Annotated in this window: 9 protein-coding genes; 3 read left to right on the plus strand and 6 right to left on the minus strand. The window is 65.2% G+C overall.

Translation table 11 applies throughout. The annotated features are described in order from the left end of the window. On the plus strand, positions 1 to 6786 hold a 6786-nt coding region (locus tag ACYVNQ_RS32155; RefSeq protein WP_460908686.1), incomplete at its 5' end, for an amino acid adenylation domain-containing protein. A 93-nt stretch (positions 6787 to 6879) separates the two neighbouring features. Here the strand turns inward: ACYVNQ_RS32155 and ACYVNQ_RS32160 are convergent. The 3 genes from ACYVNQ_RS32160 to ACYVNQ_RS32170 are packed head-to-tail and all read right to left on the minus strand — an operon-like array spanning position 6880 to position 10148. Next, positions 6880 to 8214: an ABC transporter ATP-binding protein gene (locus ACYVNQ_RS32160; RefSeq protein WP_460908688.1), complete on the minus strand. Its 1335-nt coding sequence runs from the start codon at positions 8212 to 8214 to the stop codon at positions 6880 to 6882. Positions 8215 to 8226: 12 nt separating this feature from the next. Continuing rightward, positions 8227 to 9978, minus strand: a complete 1752-nt coding sequence (locus ACYVNQ_RS32165; RefSeq protein WP_460908691.1) for an ABC transporter permease — start codon at positions 9976 to 9978, stop codon at positions 8227 to 8229. Beyond that, complete coding sequence (locus tag ACYVNQ_RS32170; protein ID WP_460908693.1) at positions 9978 to 10148, minus strand: hypothetical protein; 171 nt, start codon at positions 10146 to 10148, stop codon at positions 9978 to 9980. The genes ACYVNQ_RS32165 and ACYVNQ_RS32170 overlap by 1 nt, the downstream gene beginning before the upstream one ends. A 1093-nt stretch (positions 10149 to 11241) precedes the next feature. Between ACYVNQ_RS32170 and ACYVNQ_RS32175 the strand changes: the two genes are divergently transcribed. Continuing rightward, complete coding sequence (locus tag ACYVNQ_RS32175) at positions 11242 to 12684, plus strand: carbohydrate porin (RefSeq protein WP_460911159.1); 1443 nt, start codon at positions 11242 to 11244, stop codon at positions 12682 to 12684. 133 nt (positions 12685 to 12817) lie between these two features. Here the strand turns inward: ACYVNQ_RS32175 and ACYVNQ_RS32180 are convergent, their stop codons facing one another. From ACYVNQ_RS32180 to ACYVNQ_RS32190, 3 genes are all read right to left on the minus strand, one after another. Further along, complete coding sequence (locus ACYVNQ_RS32180) at positions 12818 to 13123, minus strand: helix-turn-helix domain-containing protein (protein ID WP_460908695.1); 306 nt, start codon at positions 13121 to 13123, stop codon at positions 12818 to 12820. Continuing rightward, entirely contained in the window at positions 13104 to 13487 is a 384-nt protein-coding gene (locus ACYVNQ_RS32185; RefSeq protein ID WP_460911161.1) for a type II toxin-antitoxin system RelE/ParE family toxin, read from the minus strand. Before ACYVNQ_RS32185 ends, ACYVNQ_RS32180 begins: the two co-directional genes overlap by 20 nt. A 386-nt stretch (positions 13488 to 13873) precedes the next feature. Then, on the minus strand, positions 13874 to 14941 hold the full coding sequence (locus ACYVNQ_RS32190; protein WP_460908697.1) for a TauD/TfdA family dioxygenase: 1068 nt from the start codon (positions 14939 to 14941) through the stop codon (positions 13874 to 13876). A 355-nt stretch (positions 14942 to 15296) separates the two neighbouring features. Here ACYVNQ_RS32190 and ACYVNQ_RS32195 point away from each other — a divergent pair, with 355 nt between their 5' ends. Further along, positions 15297 to 17162 carry an amino acid adenylation domain-containing protein gene (locus ACYVNQ_RS32195; RefSeq protein ID WP_460908699.1) on the plus strand — a complete coding sequence of 622 codons (1866 nt, stop codon included), beginning with the start codon at positions 15297 to 15299 and terminating at the stop codon, positions 17160 to 17162. Positions 17163 to 17169 lie beyond the last annotated feature (7 nt).

Genomic DNA, 17169 nt, shown 5'->3' on the forward strand with positions numbered 1-17169 from the left:
GAAGCGCTGCCCTACGCGCTGCAGCAGCGCTGCATGCAGGCACTCCCGCACACCGGCCTGCATAACCTCTACGGCCCGACCGAAGCCGCCGTCGACGTCACCAGCTGGGTCTGCTCCGACACGCTGCACCCCGGCATCGTGCCGATCGGCAAGCCGGTGGCTAACACCCGGATGTATATCCTCGATGCGCATCTGCAGCCGGTGCCGCTCGGCGTTGCAGGCGAGCTTTACATCGGTGGCGTACAGGTCGCACGCGGTTACCTGAACCGGCCGGAGCTGACCGCCGAACGCTTCATCGCCGATCCGTTCAGCGATGACGCCGATGCCCGTCTGTACAAGACCGGCGACCTCGCCCGCTTCCTCGCCGATGGCAACATCGAGTATCTCGGCCGCAACGACTTCCAGGTGAAGATCCGTGGTCTGCGTATCGAACTCGGCGAGATCGAGGCGAAGCTTGCCGCATGTGAAGGCGTGCGCGAAGCGGTTGTGATTGCCCGCGAAGACACTCCCGGCGATAAGCGTCTGGTCGCCTATCTCGCAGCCGACGACATCGAATCCGTCACCGCGGCCGCGCTACGCGTACAGCTTGCCACGCAACTGCCCGAGTACATGGTCCCGTCTGCGTTCGTCGTGCTGACCGAACTGCCGCTTTCGCCCAACGGCAAGCTCGATCGCCGCGCGTTGCCTGCGCCGGATGCTTCTTCAGTCATCACCCGCGACTACGAAGCTCCGCAAGGCGATATCGAAACCGCACTCGCTGCGATCTGGCAGCAGCTACTTGGCCTCGAACGCGTCGGCCGTAACGACCACTTCTTCGAACTCGGCGGTCACTCGCTGCTCGTCATCAGCCTGATCGAGCAACTGCGTCAGCATGGCCTGCACGCCCACGTGCAGACGGTCTTCACGTCGCCCACGCTCGCCGCGATGGCTGCGTCGGTCGAACGCGGCGAGGCTTGTGCCTTCGTCGTGCCGGCCAATCGCATCCCGGCCGGCTGCAGCGCGATCACGCCGGACATGCTGCCGCTCGTCACGCTCACGCAGGCCGAGATCGCACGCATCGTCGCGGAAGTGCCCGCAGGCGTCGCCGACATCCAGGACATCTATCCGCTCGCGCCGCTGCAGGAAGGCATCCTGTTCCATCACCTGCTCGGCACCGAGGGCGACGCGTACCTGATGCGCACCGTGCTCAGCTTCGACGCACGCGAGCGTCTCGAGCGCTTCCTCGGCGCGCTGCAAACCGTGATCGACCGGCACGACATCCTGCGCAGCTCGGTGCACTGGTCCGGCCTGCCGCAAGCGGTACAGGTCGTGCATCGCGAAGCGAAACTGCCAGTGCAAACCGTCACGCTCGACGCAACCGGCGACGCGCTGCAGCAACTGCTCGACGCGACCGATCCGCGCACGCTGCGCCTCGACCTGCAGCGCGCGCCGCTGCTGCGCGTCTACCAGGCCGCCGATCCGCATTCGGATGCATGGTTCCTGTCGCTGGTCGATCATCACATGATCAGCGACAACGTGACGCTCGAGTTGATCCTCGCCGAAATCGAAACGGTGCTGCAAGGCCGCGGCGACACCTTGCCGCCGTCGCTGCCGTACCGCAACTTCATCGCCCGCACCCGTGCGATTGCGCCGGCCGATCATGAGGCGTATTTCCGCACGCAGCTTGCGGACATCGACGAACCGACCGCGCCGTTCGGCATTCTGAACGTGAAGACCGACGACGAGCAGATCGACATCGCGGTGCTGCCGCTGGTGCCGAGCCTCGGCCAGCGCATCCGCGAATGCGCGCGGCAGCGCGGCGTGACCCCGGCGGTGCTGTTCCATGCCGCATGGGCGCAGGTGCTCGCACGCTGCACCGGGCGCGACGACGTGGTGTTCGGCACCGTGCTGTCCGGCCGTCTGCAAGGCTCGGAAGGCGCCGACAAGGTGTTCGGCATGTTCATCAACACGCTGCCGGTACGCATCTCGGTCGCACAATGCAGCGCCGCCGAACTGGTCAGCCAGACCTACCAGCGCCTTGGCGGACTGCTTGCGCATGAACAGACCTCGCTGTCGCTCGCGCAGCGCTGCAGCGCGGTGCCCGCTTCGATGCCGCTGTTCACCGCGTTGCTGAACTACCGTCTGAGCAACGTCGCCGACCGCGATACCGCCGAGCGGCTGACCTCGCAAGGCATGCACGTGCTGGCCAGCGAAACGCGCACCAACTATGCGCTGGACGTGGGCGTAGACGATCTCGGCAACAGCTTCTCGCTGCGTGCGCAATGTGTGCCCGGCATCGATCCGCAGCGCGTCGCCGCATATCTGGCAACCGCGATGGAGTCGCTGGTCGACGCGCTGCAGGGCAACGACGCGCAACCGGCCAGCGCGCTCGAAATTTTGCCGGCGCACGAGCAATACCAGTTGCTCGACGAGTTCAACGCCACCGCTGCGGACTGGCCGCACGACCAGCTGATCCACCAGCTGTTCGAAGCCCGCGTCGATGCGCAGCCGGAGGCCGTCGCGATCGTCTATGAAAACGACGCGCTGACCTACGGCGAACTGAACCGCCGCGCCAACCGGCTCGCCCACCAGCTGATCGCGCTCGGCGTGAAGCCGGACCAGCGCGTCGCGATCTGTGCGGAGCGCAGCGTCGACATGGTGGTGGGTTTGCTCGGCATCCTGAAGGCAGGCGGCGCCTATGTGCCGCTCGATCCGGCCTATCCGGAAGAGCGTCTTGCCTATATGTTGAGCGACAGCGCGCCGGTGGCGCTGGTCACGCAGCAGGCGCTGCGCGACACGCTGCCCGCAGCCGGTGTGCCGACACTGCTGCTGGATGGAACACCGGACGGCACGCAAGACGGCGTGCAAGACGCCGCCAGCAGCGACGCCCCGTTCCAGCACAACCCGGACGCCGCCGCACTCGGCATCACGTCGTCGAACCTCGCCTACGTGATCTACACGTCCGGTTCGACCGGCCGCTCGAAGGGCGTGATGGTCGAACACAAGTCGGTGGTGAACTTCTGGCGCGTGCTCGGCCAGACCACGCATCGCTACTGCCCGGCCTACTCGAGCGTCGCGGTGAACGCAGCGTTCTCGTTCGACATGTCGATCAAGGGGTTGTCGCAGTTGCTGTCCGGACATCGCGTGGTGCTGATTCCGCAGGCGGTGCGCGCAAGCGGCACCGAACTGCTGGACTTCCTCGAAAAGCACCGCGTCGACGCGTTCGACAGCACGCCGTCGCAGCTCGAAGGGCTGCTCGCGGCGGGCCTGCTCGAGCGTGCCAACTACCAGCCGGTCAGCGTGCTGCTCGGCGGCGAAGCGATCAACGCGACCACCTGGGACAAGCTGCGCCAGTCGGGCACCACGCGCTTCTACAACATGTACGGCCCGACCGAAGCCACGGTCGACGCGACCATCGGCCTGATTCCGGAGCTCGGCGAGCGCCCGAGCATCGGCTGGCCGATCGCGAACGCGCAGGTCTACGTGCTCGACGCGCAGATGCGCCCGGCGCCGATCAACGTGGCCGGCGAGCTGTACATCGGTGGCGCCGGCGTCGCGCGCGGTTATCTGGATCGTCCGGAGCTGACCGCCGAGCGCTTCGTGCCAGACCCGTTCAGCACGACGCCCGGTGCGCGCCTGTACAAAACCGGCGACCTCGGCCGCTATATCGCCAACGGCACGCTCGAGTATCTGGGCCGCAACGACTTCCAGGTGAAGATCCGCGGTTTCCGCATCGAGCTCGGCGAAATCGAAGCGCTGCTCACGCGCTGCGAAGGCGTGCGCGAAGCGGTGGTGATCGCCCGCGAAGACCAGCCAGGCAACCAGCGCCTCGTCGCGTATCTGACTGCGCACGAAGGCTACGAGCTGTCGGTCGCGCGCCTGCGCAACCGTCTGGGCGCGGCGCTCGCCGAATATATGGTGCCGGCCGCGTTCGTCGTGCTCGCCGAGTTGCCGCTCAATCCGAACGGCAAGGTCGACCGGCGCGCGTTGCCGGCGCCGGATTCGTCGGCGCTCGTCACGCGTGCCTATGTGGCGCCGCAAGGCAGTATCGAAGTGGCTGTCGCTGAAATCTGGCAGGACCTGCTCGATCTCGAACAGGTTGGCCGCTACGACCACTTCCTCGAGCTCGGCGGCCACTCGCTGCTCGCGGTGCAACTGCTATCGCGGCTGCGCAAGATGCTCGGCGTGCGGATCGCGCTGCGCGATTTCTTCGCGCAGCCGACCGTCGAAAGCCTCGCGCGCATCGTCACCTGTGCGACCCGCGCGCCGCTGCCGGCACTCGTGAAGGCCGAGCGCAGCGAGGTGCTGCCGACCTCGTATGCGCAGCAACGCCTGTGGTTCCTGAACGAGCTCGATCACGCGGCCGGTGCCGCGTATCACATGCCGGCCGCGCTGCGCCTGCAGGGTGAGCTGCAGCGTGACGCGCTGCGCGCCACGCTCGACCGTGTCGTCGCACGTCACGAGATTCTGCGTACGTCGTTCGCGGTGCACGACGATTATCCGGTGCAACGGATCGCGCCGCCGGACACCGGTTTCGCCCTGGTCGAAACCGATCTGCGCGCGCTCGATCCCCTCGCGCAGCACAACGAAGTCGAACGCATCAGCCAGCTTGAAGCGAGCGCGCCGTTCGATCTCGCCAACGGCCCGCTGATTCGCGGCCAGCTGCTACAACTGGGCGAAGCGGATCACATCCTGCTGGTGACGCAGCACCACATCATCTCCGACGGCTGGTCGATCGGCTTGCTGGTCGACGAAGTCAGCACGCTGTATGCCGCGTTCTGCCAGCAGCAGCCCGATCCGCTGCCGGCGCTGCCGGTTCAGTATGCGGACTACGCGGCATGGCAGCGCCAGTGGCTGCAGGGCGATGTGCTGAAACAGCAGCTGGAGTTCTGGAAGAGCCATCTGCACGGCGCGCCGGCACTGCTCGACCTGCCGGCCGACCGGGCTCGCCCCGCGGTGCAGAGCTACGCCGGCGACAGCGTGCCGTTCGCGCTGTCGCCGCAGTTGAGCGATGCGCTGCGACAGCTGAGCCAGCAGCACGGCACCACGCTGTTCATGACGCTGCTGGCCGGCTGGGCGGTCACGCTCGGCAGCTTCAGCGGTCAGCACGACATCGTGGTCGGCACGCCGGTGGCGAACCGCCAGCATCCGGACCTCGAGAAGCTGCTCGGCTTCTTCGTCAATACGCTGGCGATCCGCGTACGGTTCACGGAAAACTCCAGCATCGAGCAGTTGCTGGCCCAGGTCCGCGAGACCGCGCTCGCCGCCTATGCGCACCAGGACCTGCCGTTCGAGCAGGTGGTCGAAGCGCTGCAGCCGGTGCGCAGCCTGAGCCACAGCCCGATCTTCCAGGTGATGCTGAGCATGAACAACACGCCGGACGTCGAACTGTCGCTGCCGGGCCTGGCACTCAGTTCGGTGCCGCAGGCGCAGACCACCAACCAGTTCGACCTGTCGCTGTCGATGATCGACGACGGTAGCGCGGTGGCCGGTGCGCTGATCTTCGCGGCGGACCTGTTCGATGCGGCCACGGTCGAGGCGATCGGCGCGCGCTTCTGCGACGTGCTGACGGCCTTCACGGCGGATCCGCAGCAGCGCGTCGCGGATCTGGGCGCGCGCTTGCCTGCGCGGTTGCCCAAGCCGGCGCAAGCGGTGACGCATCTCGCTGCGGGCGCTGCGGGTGCTGCGGGTGCTGTGGCCGCGGCCGCCACACCGCAGGTTGAAGCCGAAGCCGTGCAGCTCCCGTACGAAGCGCCGCAAGGCAGGATCGAAAGCGCCGTTGCGCAGATCTGGCAACAGTTGCTCAAGCGCGATTCGATCAGCCGTCACGACGACTTCTTCGAACTGGGCGGCATCTCGCTGATGGCGGTGCAGATGGTGTCGAAGCTGCGCCCGCTCGGCATCCAGGCGAGCCTGCGCGACCTGTTCACGAACCCGACGCTGAAGGCGTTTGCCGCCAGCCTCGATCGTGAATCGGCGGCGAAGCATCATCCGAACCTCGTGCCGATCCGGACCGGCGGCAGCGCCACGCCGCTGTTCCTCGTGCACCCGGTGGGCGGCGAAGTGCAGTACGCGCGCAGCGTCGCGGCCGTGCTCGATCTCGACATCCCCGTCTACGGCCTCGCCGCACGGGGCTTCGCAAACGGCGAGACGCCGCTGCGCACGGTCGAAGCGATGGCCGACGTGTATCTCGACGCGATCCGTCAGGTGCAGAACAAGGGGCCTTACCGGATCGCCGGATGGTCGGCGGGCGGCCTGATCGCCTACGAAATCGCGCGCAGGCTGCTGGCCGCGCATCAGCGGGTCGAGTTTGTCGGCCTGCTCGATGCGTCGTGCCCGGCGCCGCGCGACGATGGCGTGTCGACTTTCAGCGAAATGGAGTATCTGCGCTACTGGCTGCCGCAGACCCTGCCCGAGTCGCTCGCGCAGCAGTTCGCGGCGTTCGGGGAAAGCGGCGACACGCGCGCGGCGCTCGCGTTCTGCAAGGCGCATGGGCTGCTGCCGAAGGAGATCGCGCACGACATCGAGGTCGACATGCTGCATCGTCACCTTGCGGTCGCGCATGGCATCCAGGAAGCCTTGCTGGCGTACCGGCCCGCGCCGCTCGTCGCAGCACCGGTTACCTTGCTGGCGGCGAGCGCAGTAGAACGCGCGGACCGTACGCTCGGCTGGGGTGCGCTGCTCGGCGAACGGCTGCAGGTCGTGCCAGTGGATGGCACGCATCTGACGATGGTCGAAGCGCCGCAGGTCGACAGCCTCGGCAAGGCGTTGTCGTTCGCGCTGGCGCCGAAGGCGGTCGCGGCTTGAGTGTGGCTTGAAGGTGGTCTGGAGGTAGCTTGAGCACGGCTCGAGCGCAGCGAGGCGCCGGCGGGTGGGATACGCCGGCGCCTCGTCGCCCGATCAGGACTCGACGTCTTCCAGACTGAACAGCTCGCTCTGGTCGTTGTAAGAGAAAATCTCGCCGTAACGGCCCCAGTTGATCACTGCGTCGAGCGTCTCTTCAGCGGCGCTGTCCGACAGGAAGTCTTCCAGCTCCTGCTCGAAGCGCACGCGCGGCGCCCGATGACCCGGCCGCTCATTGAGCACCTTCTTGATCCGCGCCGCCAGCGGCACATGCCGCAGCAGATGTTCGGCGAACATCATTTTGCGTTCCTGCGTGCCCGACTCGGCAAATACGCGCGCCGGCGGCGTCAGGAAGACGTCGCCTTCGCGCACGTCGGCAAAGCCCAGGTGCTGCAGCATTTCCGCAATCGGAAACAGATCGTCCACTTCCAGATGCAGCGAGCGCGCGATTTCCGGCATGTCCGCACGCCCGTGATACGGCGCAGCGGCCAGCGTCTCGATCAGACCGGCCATCAGGTTGGTCGACACATGCGGCAGGCCGCTATGCAGTTCGAGCTCCTTCCGGGTGGCCTCGCCGGTCTGGCGCGCGGTCATCTTCGCGTAGATGTCGTCCACGAGGCGCCGGAACGCCGGGTCCAGACGGTTACGCGGATGGTTGAACGGCACCTTGATCTCGGCGATCACGCGGCCCGGGTTCGACGACAGCACGAGGATCCGGTCGCACATGAACACCGCTTCCTCGATGTTGTGCGTGACGATCAGCACCGACTTGATCGGCATGCGGCCCTGCGTCCACAGGTCCAGCAGATCGGTACGCAACGTCTCGGCGGTCAGCACGTCGAGCGCGGAGAACGGCTCGTCCATTAGCAGCAGCGTCGGGTCGACCACCAGCGCGCGCGCAAAACCCACGCGCTGCCGCATGCCTCCCGACAGTTCGCGCGGATACGCGTTCTCGAAGCCGTCCAGACCAATCAGATCGATTGCCGCGAGCGCACGCTCGCGCCGCTCGCGGGCCGGCACACCCTGCGCCTCGAGCCCGGCCTCGACGTTTTGCAGCACCGTGAGCCACGGAAACAGCGCGAAGGTCTGGAACACCATCGCGACACCGCGGGCGGGCCCATCGAGCGGCTTGCCCATGTACGTGACTTCGCCGTCGGTCGGCTCGATCAGCCCGGCGATGATCCGCAACAGCGTCGACTTGCCCGAGCCCGAGCGGCCGAGCAGGCCGACGATCTCGCCCTCGCGCAGCGACAGGTTGACGCCGTCCAGAACAAGCAGCTCCTCCTGGGTCTTGTTGAAACCTCGGGTGACGTCCTTTACGCGCAGCACTTCGTCGCCGGGTACCAGTGGCGTGCGGAGCACGTCGGCGGATACAGCTTCAGGATTCAGCATGGCATTTCACTCTCAATCGAGCCGGAGCTTCGCTTCGGCATAGGCATACATCGGACGCCACAGCAGGCGGTTGAACAGCGTGACGAACAGGGACATCACGGCAATGCCGAGAATGATCTTCGGAAAGTCACCGGCGGCCGTGGTCTGCGCGATGTATGCGCCGAGACCGTGCGCGGCCAGTTTCGTGTCCCCCCACTGGACGAACTCCGCAACGATGCTCGCGTTCCATGCGCCGCCCGAAGCGGTGATCGCCCCCGTGACGTAATACGGGAAGATGCCCGGCAGCATCGCCCGACGCCACCACTGCCAGCCGCGGATGCCGAAATTGGCGGCCACCTCGCGATAATCGTTCGGATACGCGCTGGCGCCGGCAATCACGTTGAACAGGATGTACCACTGCGTGCCGAGCACGATCAGCGGCGACAGCCAGATATCCGGGTTCAGATGGAACCTGACGATCACGATCACGAACACCGGAAACAGCAGATTCGCGGGGAACGCCGCAAGGAACTGCGCGATCGGCTGCACCTTTTCGGCCAGCGCCGGACGCAGCCCGATCAGCACGCCGATCGGCACCCACACTACAGACGCAATCGCGATGAGCAACGCCACCCGCAGCAACGTAGCGAGCCCGAGCACCAGCACATGGCCGACTTCGTCGAGCGACACGCCGGTGCGCACGTACGTGACCACCCGATACACCACGTAGAGCGTGACCACAATCACGACGATCGCCCAGACGATGTCGCCAAGCTTCGACACGTTGCGGCTTTGCAGCTTCGGAAAGTTCATACGGCTGCGCGCGGGCAGCCGCATCGGCACGCGCGCGGCGTTCGCGAACAGCCAGCCGAGCGGCACCAGCAGACGGTGGATCAGCCGCGTGCGGCGAATCAGGCCGAGCAGCCACGATTCGGGCGCGTTGCCGGAGCTGGTGTTCTCCATGCGGAACTTGTCGGCCCACGCGACCAGCGGGCGGAACAGCAGCTGGTCGTACGCGAGGATCACGACGGTCATGGTCAGGATCACCCAGCCGACCGCATGCAGGTTCTTGTCGGCGATCGCCTGCGCGAGATACGCGCCGACGCCCGGCAGCGTGATCGTGTTGTCGCCCACCGTGATCGCTTCCGACGCGACGACGAAGAACCAGCCGCCCGACATCGACATCATCATGTTCCAGATCAGGCCGGGCATCGAGAACGGTACTTCGAGCTTCCAGAAGCGCTGCCACGCGGTCAGATGAAAGCCGCGCGACACTTCATCCAGATCGCGCGGCACGGTGCGCAGCGACTGGTAGAAGCTGAACGTCATGTTCCACGCCTGGCTCGTGAAGATCGCGAAGATCGCTGCCAGCTCGGCGCCGAGCACACGCCCCGGAAACAGCGCGAGAAAGAACACGACCGTAAACGATATGTAGCCAAGCACCGGTACCGACTGCAGGATGTCGAGAATCGGCACCAGCACCGTGCCCGCGCGACGGCTCTTCGCGGCGAGTGTGCCGTACACCAGCGTGAAGAACAGCGAAGCGACCATTGCCGCGAGCATGCGCAGCGTGGTGCGCATCGCATACTCGGGCAGATTCGCCGGATCGAGCGAGATGACCTGGGTCTTCAGCGCGGCGATCGGCGCCATGGTCTGGTGAAAGCCGATCGCCACCATCGCGATCACGCAGATGATCAGCGGGAACGCGACGAAGTCCCAGCGGTTGGGCAGCACGCGCCATGCGGACGCATGGGCGGTGCGGTTCGGATTGAAGCTGAAGTCCATCAGGCACCGCCGCGATCGTGGTTCGGCGCTGACGAAAACAGCGCCGTAAGGGTGTGCCAGCAGGCTGTGAATCGATGCGGCTCGCGGGCGCGCAACGCAAGCATGCTGTCGTAGTGGGCGCGCGACTCGTGGACGTGCGGCAGGTGCGGCAGGAGGAGGCCGAAGTTCATGATATTTCTCCGCGTGTCTGGCTTGAACGGATTCACGGAAAGTCGGCAGACACGCAGCTTGCGCAGTTCGAACGCGCAGCGACAGACTGTCTAGCCGCTTCCCTCGGGTAAGGGTTGGGCAAGGCAACGTAAGGGGCAACTATCACTGTCGGGCATATCGGCTCCTTTGTGCAGGTGCGCGAGACGGGCGCACGTGGGTCCAGGTGTTCTGATACGCGAGCCACTCGGGCTGGCGCTAACGAACACCATCGCGAGCGGATGAACGAATGAACGCTCGCGACGCGATGCCATGTGGACGTGCGAATCCGCTGCGTCCAGATGGCGCAAAAATCAAGGGTGCACGGAAGCGATTGACTGCGGCGCGCACCGTCTGCCTGCTGGCGAGACGGCGGCTAAGAGAAGAAAGCGCGGACGTCTTGCCGGTCAGGCAGCGAAACTGTTCGAAGATCGACTACTGCTACTGTCCAAGGCATTAGCCCCTTTTGTGACGACCGGCGAATTCTAGACACCCCTGAATACGGAAGTCAACATGATTCCATAAGCAGAGCCAGGATCGCTGCGACGCGCGTCGGCAAGTCGCGGCAATCCCCGTCTGAACGGCTGCATCAGTCTTTCGGAACCGCTGCTTTTTCACGATTAACGAAAGATTTTTGCAAGGCACATCAGGCCGCTTGCAGTCGCTTCGCTACCGCGCTTCGCGACCGCTTGTCCGGCGCGATGTTTATATGGTTTTTTTGCTTGCGGCATCGCTTGCGTGGCGACTAAAATTCGCCCGTCTTTACACAAGGAGTCCTTCGTGGACGCATGCAGTAGTGGCAGTCCGATGCCGGCTCGTGCCGGCAACCCCACCGCGAGATAGCAGCCGCAGGACCCTCTCCTTCGCCGCTCGCTCGCACTGGTCAAGTTAGCGCGCTTCATTGCCGACTGGCTTTCTGCCGGTCTGTCAGCCGCACGCTCCCTCTGTTTTTCCGCTTTTTTTCGCTGTTTTTCCGCTTTTCGCACGTCTGTCTGCGAGACGCAGTCACGTCTTCATACGTCGCCTGACCGGGTCGGGCTGGACGGGAGTGGGCTTATGTTCTTCAAATCGATCGTGATGTCTTTCGGTGGCGGGGTGATGGCGCGTGGCCCTGTCGCCGTGGTGCTGCTGACGCTCGCTATCACGCCGCCGGCGCTCGCCCAAACGAGCGGCGGTGCGACGCTCGTTACGCCGCCGGCAACAAGCGACTCAAGCGACACAAGCGGCTTCTGGGATCGCTCCAACCTGTTCGGCGACATCGGCGGCTTGCGGCCGTGGCTCGACCACTACGGTGTGACGTTCAACCTGCAGGAAACCAGCGAATATCTCGGCAACCTGTCCGGCGGGGTGAAGCGCGGCGGCGCTTACGATGGGCTGACCCAGTTCGGCGTCGCCGTCGATACGGATAAGGCAATCGGACTGCCGGGCGGCACCTTCAACGTTTCGGGCCTGCAGATTCACGGCACCAGTCTGACCCAGCGCAACCTGCTCACCTTGCAGAGTGCGAGCGGCATCGAAGCCGACAGTGCCACACGGCTGTGGGAACTCTGGTATCAGCAATCGCTTGCCGCAGGGAAGATCGACGTGAAGGTCGGCCAGCAGAGTCTCGACCAGGAGTTCATGGTGAGCCAGACCGCCACGCCATTCATCAACGCGACGTTTGGCTGGCCGGTGCTGCCATCCGTCGATCTGCCGGCGGGCGGCCCGGCCTATCCGCTTTCATCGCTGGGCGTGCGGGTGCGCGCGCGGCCCGCCGATGCATGGACGGTGCTGGCGGGTGTGTTCGACGGTTATCCGGCGGGTGGCGAGCCGGGCGACCCGCAGCAACTCAACCGGCACGGCACCCACTTCAACCTGTCCAACGGCGCGCTTGTTATCGGCGAAGTGCAATACGCGCTCAACCCGCCGTCGGCTAACGCAACCGGTCCACAACCGGTCGGTCTGCCCGGCACCTACAAGCTGGGCTTCTGGTACGACACCGGGCACTTCGCGGACCCGCGCTTTGACAACACCGGCCTGTCGCTCGCCAATCCCGCAAGCACGGGCATCGCCGCGAGTCACAACGGCAACTACAGCGTCTACGCCGTTGCCGACCAGACGGTCTGGCGTGCACGCGCGAACAGTGCGCAAGCGGTGTCGGTGTTCGCAAGAATCACGGGCGCACCGGGCGATCGCAACCTGGTCGATCTGGGCTTGAACGCGGGGGTGACGCTCGGCGCGCCGTTCGAGGGGCGCGACCACGATGTGATGGGACTGGCACTCGGCTACGCGAAGATCGGCGGACACGCACAGCGCCTCGCGAGCGACATGGCGGCTCTTGGCACAGGAGGGTATCCGTTGCGCAGTGCCGAGACCATCGTCGAGGCCACCTACCAGTACCAGGTCGCGCCGTGGTGGCAACTGCAGGCAGATGTGCAGTACGCGTTCCGTCCAGCGGGCGGCATTCCGGATCCGGACCACCCGACGGAGCGCGTGCGCGATGAGGCTATCGTTGGCGTGCGAACCAGCATCACTTTCTGAGCAATCGAGGTGACGGGCGAGCCGGTTCAGCACACCATCTCACGCCATCAGCTTCTCGAGTTCCGGGCGCGTCATCATTTCACCCATCGCCACCGCGATCTTGCGCGCACCCTGGAACACGCCGGCGGCTCGATCAGATGATGGCCTGCAAGCCCTTGTCAGCGATGATGTTGAGCAGCTTGAGGGCGGGACCGGCGGGGCGCGTGTCGCCTTGTTCCCATTTGCGTACTGTCGATGCGGTGGTGTGTAAATGATGCGCGAACACCGGCTGGCTGAACTTCAGCCGCTCGCGCAGACGCTTGATGTCGTCGGCACTAAACTCCCGCACTGGCGGTGGGCTGATCGCGTCAAACTCGCGCATCGTCACCTTGTTGATTGCACCCGCTTCATGCAATGCGGCCAGGTCGTCCCGCAGGGATTCAATGATCTTGCTCTTCACAACACACCTCCAGTAACACGCCCGCCTGCAACGCCTTCGACAACGCTACTGTGGGCAGCGTCAGGAACACCTTGCCGGCATATTGCAGTGCCCTTCTCTCTTCCTGCGTGATGTTCGCCTTGTCGCTTTTAGGGAACCCGTGCAGGAACACATAACGACTGCCGATTTTCGCCGACAGCAACGTGCGGTATCCGCCACTCTTGCCGCCGCCTGGACGTGCAACCCGCTTCTTGTAAAGGAAGCCACCCAGGTCCGCATCAATCAGACCGCTTTCCATTTCCTTGACCGCCTTGCAAAGAGCGGCATCCGGCAGTTTCTCGCCTGCCTGCCACCGTGCGAAGTCCTTGCGCTTGAGGACTTTCATATCCATTCAACTCCATTACTATACCCGAAACGGGCATACTTTTCCATCTATCCAATCCGCCGTCGAGCGAGCCCGAAGGCGACCTGCCGTGCCAGTGTCGCGACAGGCGACGCCCCCGGTAATCCCTCTCCCTGATTCGCCGGGTGAATGACGCAGCGCTGCGATCCGTCTGGCTTCTATCTGGCTAGACAAATCGGATAGCTTATCATTTCATCATCGCTGACAAGGTGAGCTACCCGACAGGAATTCACCCTATCGGTCCCGGGAACGGCCTTGCGCTGCTTGCCAGCGTTGATGCCACACCGGCATGAAAATAAAAACCCGCGGACGATCGCTCGTGCCGCGGGTCTACCCCCTTCTTCAGACAATCGGTTCAGCACACCATCTCACGCACCCATCAGCTTCTCCAGTTCCGGGCGCGTCATCATTTCACCCATCGCCACCGCGATCTTGCGCGCCCCTTCGTACGGATCGCGCGCATGCGCGGTCAGCATGTTGTCGAGCATCACGACGTCGCCCTTGCGCCACGCAAAACGCACCGCGCAGGCCTCGTACGCGTTGCCGATCAGCGCCATCGTTTCGTCGTCGATCTGCGTGCCGTCGCCGTAACACACGTTGCGCGGCATGTATTCCAGACCGACCAGATCCAGCAGCCCCTCGCGGATGCCCGGCCCGAGGCAGTATGGGTGGTGCAGTTGTACCTGATTGAAAAACGCGCGCTCGCCCGTCACCGGATGGCGGATCACCGCGGCGCACGCGGTACGCATCTGCAACGCGTCGCCGTCGAGCCATCTGAATTCGGTGCCCACCGCGCGACAGCGCGCCTCGACCTCGGCGCGCTCATCGGTCTTGAAGAACTCGCGCCACGACAGGTCCAGCTCTTCCGTGAAGGTGCGGATGTAGATCAGCCCCTTCTGCTCGAAACGCTCGACCACCTCCGCGGGCAGCGCGCCGATCATCTGGCGGATGTCCACCAGCGGTGTCGCGCCACCCTTGAGCGACGGCTGCTCGCAATAGAACCATTGCTTGCGCGGCCAGCTCTCCAGATGCGAGCTCTCGTTGTGATACAGGATCATCTGCTGCTCGGGGTACGGCGTCGAGCGGTAGATGTTCTTGCCGCCTTCTTTCTTCGGCAGGTCACCGTAGGTGCCGTGCAATCCCGGCGACAACGCCTCGGCGAACGCCTCGAAATGAGGCGGCGCCGGTAGCTGGAAACCGCGGAACAACAGCGCCGCATGCCGGCACAACGCATCGCTGACGTCGCCGCGGTGCTCTGCCGCCCATGCTACCGGGTCGAGTTCGCCCACCGGCTCGATCACCACCGGAAAAGTATGCTGCCCGCTCAACTGCGACAGCGTCACCGACGCGCCGAACTGCGCAGCCGACACCTGTAGCAGCGCCTGTTGCGCAGCGCTGTCGAACGCGGTGTGCTGCTGCTTGCTGGTCGCATTCATCGCTTCCTCCCATTCATGGACATCCTCGTAGACGGTTGCTGGATTGATCGGACGGCCACTGCCGCCCGACCCTGGCGGCCCTCACCTGGCACCTTCGCCTGGCACCCTCGCTGGCAGCCCGAAAACACGCCCGCCCATTGCAGCATCCCGCGCATGTGCTGTCTGTCACTGCAATCCGTGACACGCACGCAGGTGCCCCGATGTCCCCGAATGCCGTGACATACCGCGCCGCTTGCCGATGCTTAAATCAATCGTGTCCAAGGACTCTCGCGCCAGCCGGACGAAGCGCTGCGACAACCCTCGACCTTCGGGTGACAGGGTGCGCGCCCCTCTTCACCCTTTAGGAGAATCAGCAATGCAGATGTCTACGAGCGATAACGCGGCGGATCCGACCAGCGGGTTCAGATTCCCTGCGGATTCGCTTCCCGAAGTTTTCAGCGCCCGCGCCAGGCAGTTCCCCGCCCGCTTTGCCGCCACCGACGGCGAGCGCTCGATCACCTATGCGCAACTCGAACGCGCGTCGTCCCGCCTCGCCGCCGAACTGGTGCGCAAGGGCGTCGGGCGCGGCGCGCTAGTGGGCCTGTACATGGAGCGCAGCATCGACATGATCGCGTGCCTGCTCGGCATCCTGAAGGCGGGCGGCGCGTATCTGCCGATCGACCCGACCTATCCGGAGACGCGCATCCGCTACATCCTGAAGGACAGCGGCGTAAAACTGGTGCTGGGCACCGGCAGCAGCGTGCAAGCCATCGGCGCGCACGGCATCGACACGCTGGCGGTCGACCAGCTGGTCGCCCCCGACAACCTCACGCGCGCCGAAGAACCCATCGCGGTCCGCTGCACGCCGCAGGACCTCGCCTACGTGATCTACACGTCGGGTTCGACCGGCAACCCGAAGGGCGTGATGATCGAGCATGCGAACGTGCTGCGCCTGTTCGAGGAAACGCATGCGTGGTTCGGCTTCGATGAGAACGACGTGTGGTCGATGTTCCATTCGATCGGCTTCGATTTCTCGGTATGGGAAATCTGGGGCGCGCTGCTGTTCGGCGGCAAGGTGGTGGTGGTGCCGTACGACGTGTCGCGCTCGCCGGCCCAGTTCCATCAGCTGGTCGCGCAGACCGGCGTGACCGTGCTGAACCAGACGCCGTCCGCGTTTCGCAACTTCGACCAGGCCGACCGCGCGTCGGGCGCGCCGCTCGCGCTGCGGCACATCGTGTTCGGCGGCGAAGCGCTGACCCTCGCGATGCTCAAGCCGTGGCTCGCACGCCATGGCGATGCGCAGCCGGCGCTGATCAACATGTACGGCATCACCGAAACGACCGTGCACGTGTCGTACAAGCGTCTGTCGCGCGCCGATATCGAAGACGCGCAAGGCAGCGCGATCGGCGTGGCGATCCCGGACCTGCACATGCATCTGCTCGATACGCAGCTTCAGCCGGTGCCCAACGGCGTGCCGGGCGAACTGTATATCGAAGGCCCGGGTGTCGCGCGCGGCTATCTGAACCAGCCGCAACTCACCGCCGAACGCTTCGTCACGCTGCCGCTCGGCGAAGCGGGCCAGCCGGTGCGCGTCTACAAGACCGGCGACATCGCGCTGCGCACGACGGCGGGCGACTTCATGTTCGCCGGCCGCGCCGACGACCAGCTGAAGATCCGCGGCTTTCGCATCGAACCGAAGGAAATCGAAGCCTGCCTGCAACGCGATCCGGCGGTGGCCGCATGCCACGTCGACTCGCACGACTATGGCGACGGCGACGTGCGTCTGGTTGCCTACGTGGTGCCGCACACGCCGCTCGCCGACTGGAACGACGCCGCTATCGACCAGCTGATGCAACGCGCGTCGCAGGACCTGCCCGACTACATGAGGCCTTCCGCGTATGTGCTGCTGCCCGCCTTGCCGCTCACGCCGCACGGCAAGATCGACCGCCGCGCGCTGCCCTCGCCCGAGACGAACGCATGGAGCCGCCAGACGCACGCGGACCGCCCGCTGTCGGACATCGAACGCCACGTGCTGCAGGTCTGGAGCGAGCTGGGGCTGAGCGGCATCGGCCTGACCGACGACTTCTTCGACGCCGGCGGCACGTCGCTGAGCCTGATCCGCTCGCTCGCGCTGCTGAAGACGCACTACAAGACCCGCCTCGACCCAAGCATGCTTGCGCAAGGTGCCACCGTGGAGACGCTCGCCAGGATCATCGGCTCGTCGCTGAGCCAAGCCGTCTGAACCCGCG

This window comes from Paraburkholderia jirisanensis (genome assembly GCF_054782355.1).

What these genes read in the sequence shown, in the direction of transcription:
- ACYVNQ_RS32170 (WP_460908693.1), bottom strand. Translation starts at nt 10,148, where the DNA reads ATGAACTTCGGCCTCCTCCTGCCGCACCTGCCGCACGTCCACGAGTCG.
- ACYVNQ_RS32175 (WP_460911159.1), top strand. Translation starts at nt 11,242, where the DNA reads ATGTCTTTCGGTGGCGGGGTGATGGCGCGTGGCCCTGTCGCCGTGGTG.
- ACYVNQ_RS32190 (WP_460908697.1), bottom strand. Translation starts at nt 14,941, where the DNA reads ATGAATGCGACCAGCAAGCAGCAGCACACCGCGTTCGACAGCGCTGCG.
- ACYVNQ_RS32160 (WP_460908688.1), bottom strand. Translation starts at nt 8,214, where the DNA reads ATGCTGAATCCTGAAGCTGTATCCGCCGACGTGCTCCGCACGCCACTG.
- ACYVNQ_RS32185 (WP_460911161.1), bottom strand. Translation starts at nt 13,487, where the DNA reads ATGAAAGTCCTCAAGCGCAAGGACTTCGCACGGTGGCAGGCAGGCGAG.
- ACYVNQ_RS32195 (WP_460908699.1), top strand. Translation starts at nt 15,297, where the DNA reads ATGCAGATGTCTACGAGCGATAACGCGGCGGATCCGACCAGCGGGTTC.
- ACYVNQ_RS32165 (WP_460908691.1), bottom strand. Translation starts at nt 9,978, where the DNA reads ATGGACTTCAGCTTCAATCCGAACCGCACCGCCCATGCGTCCGCATGG.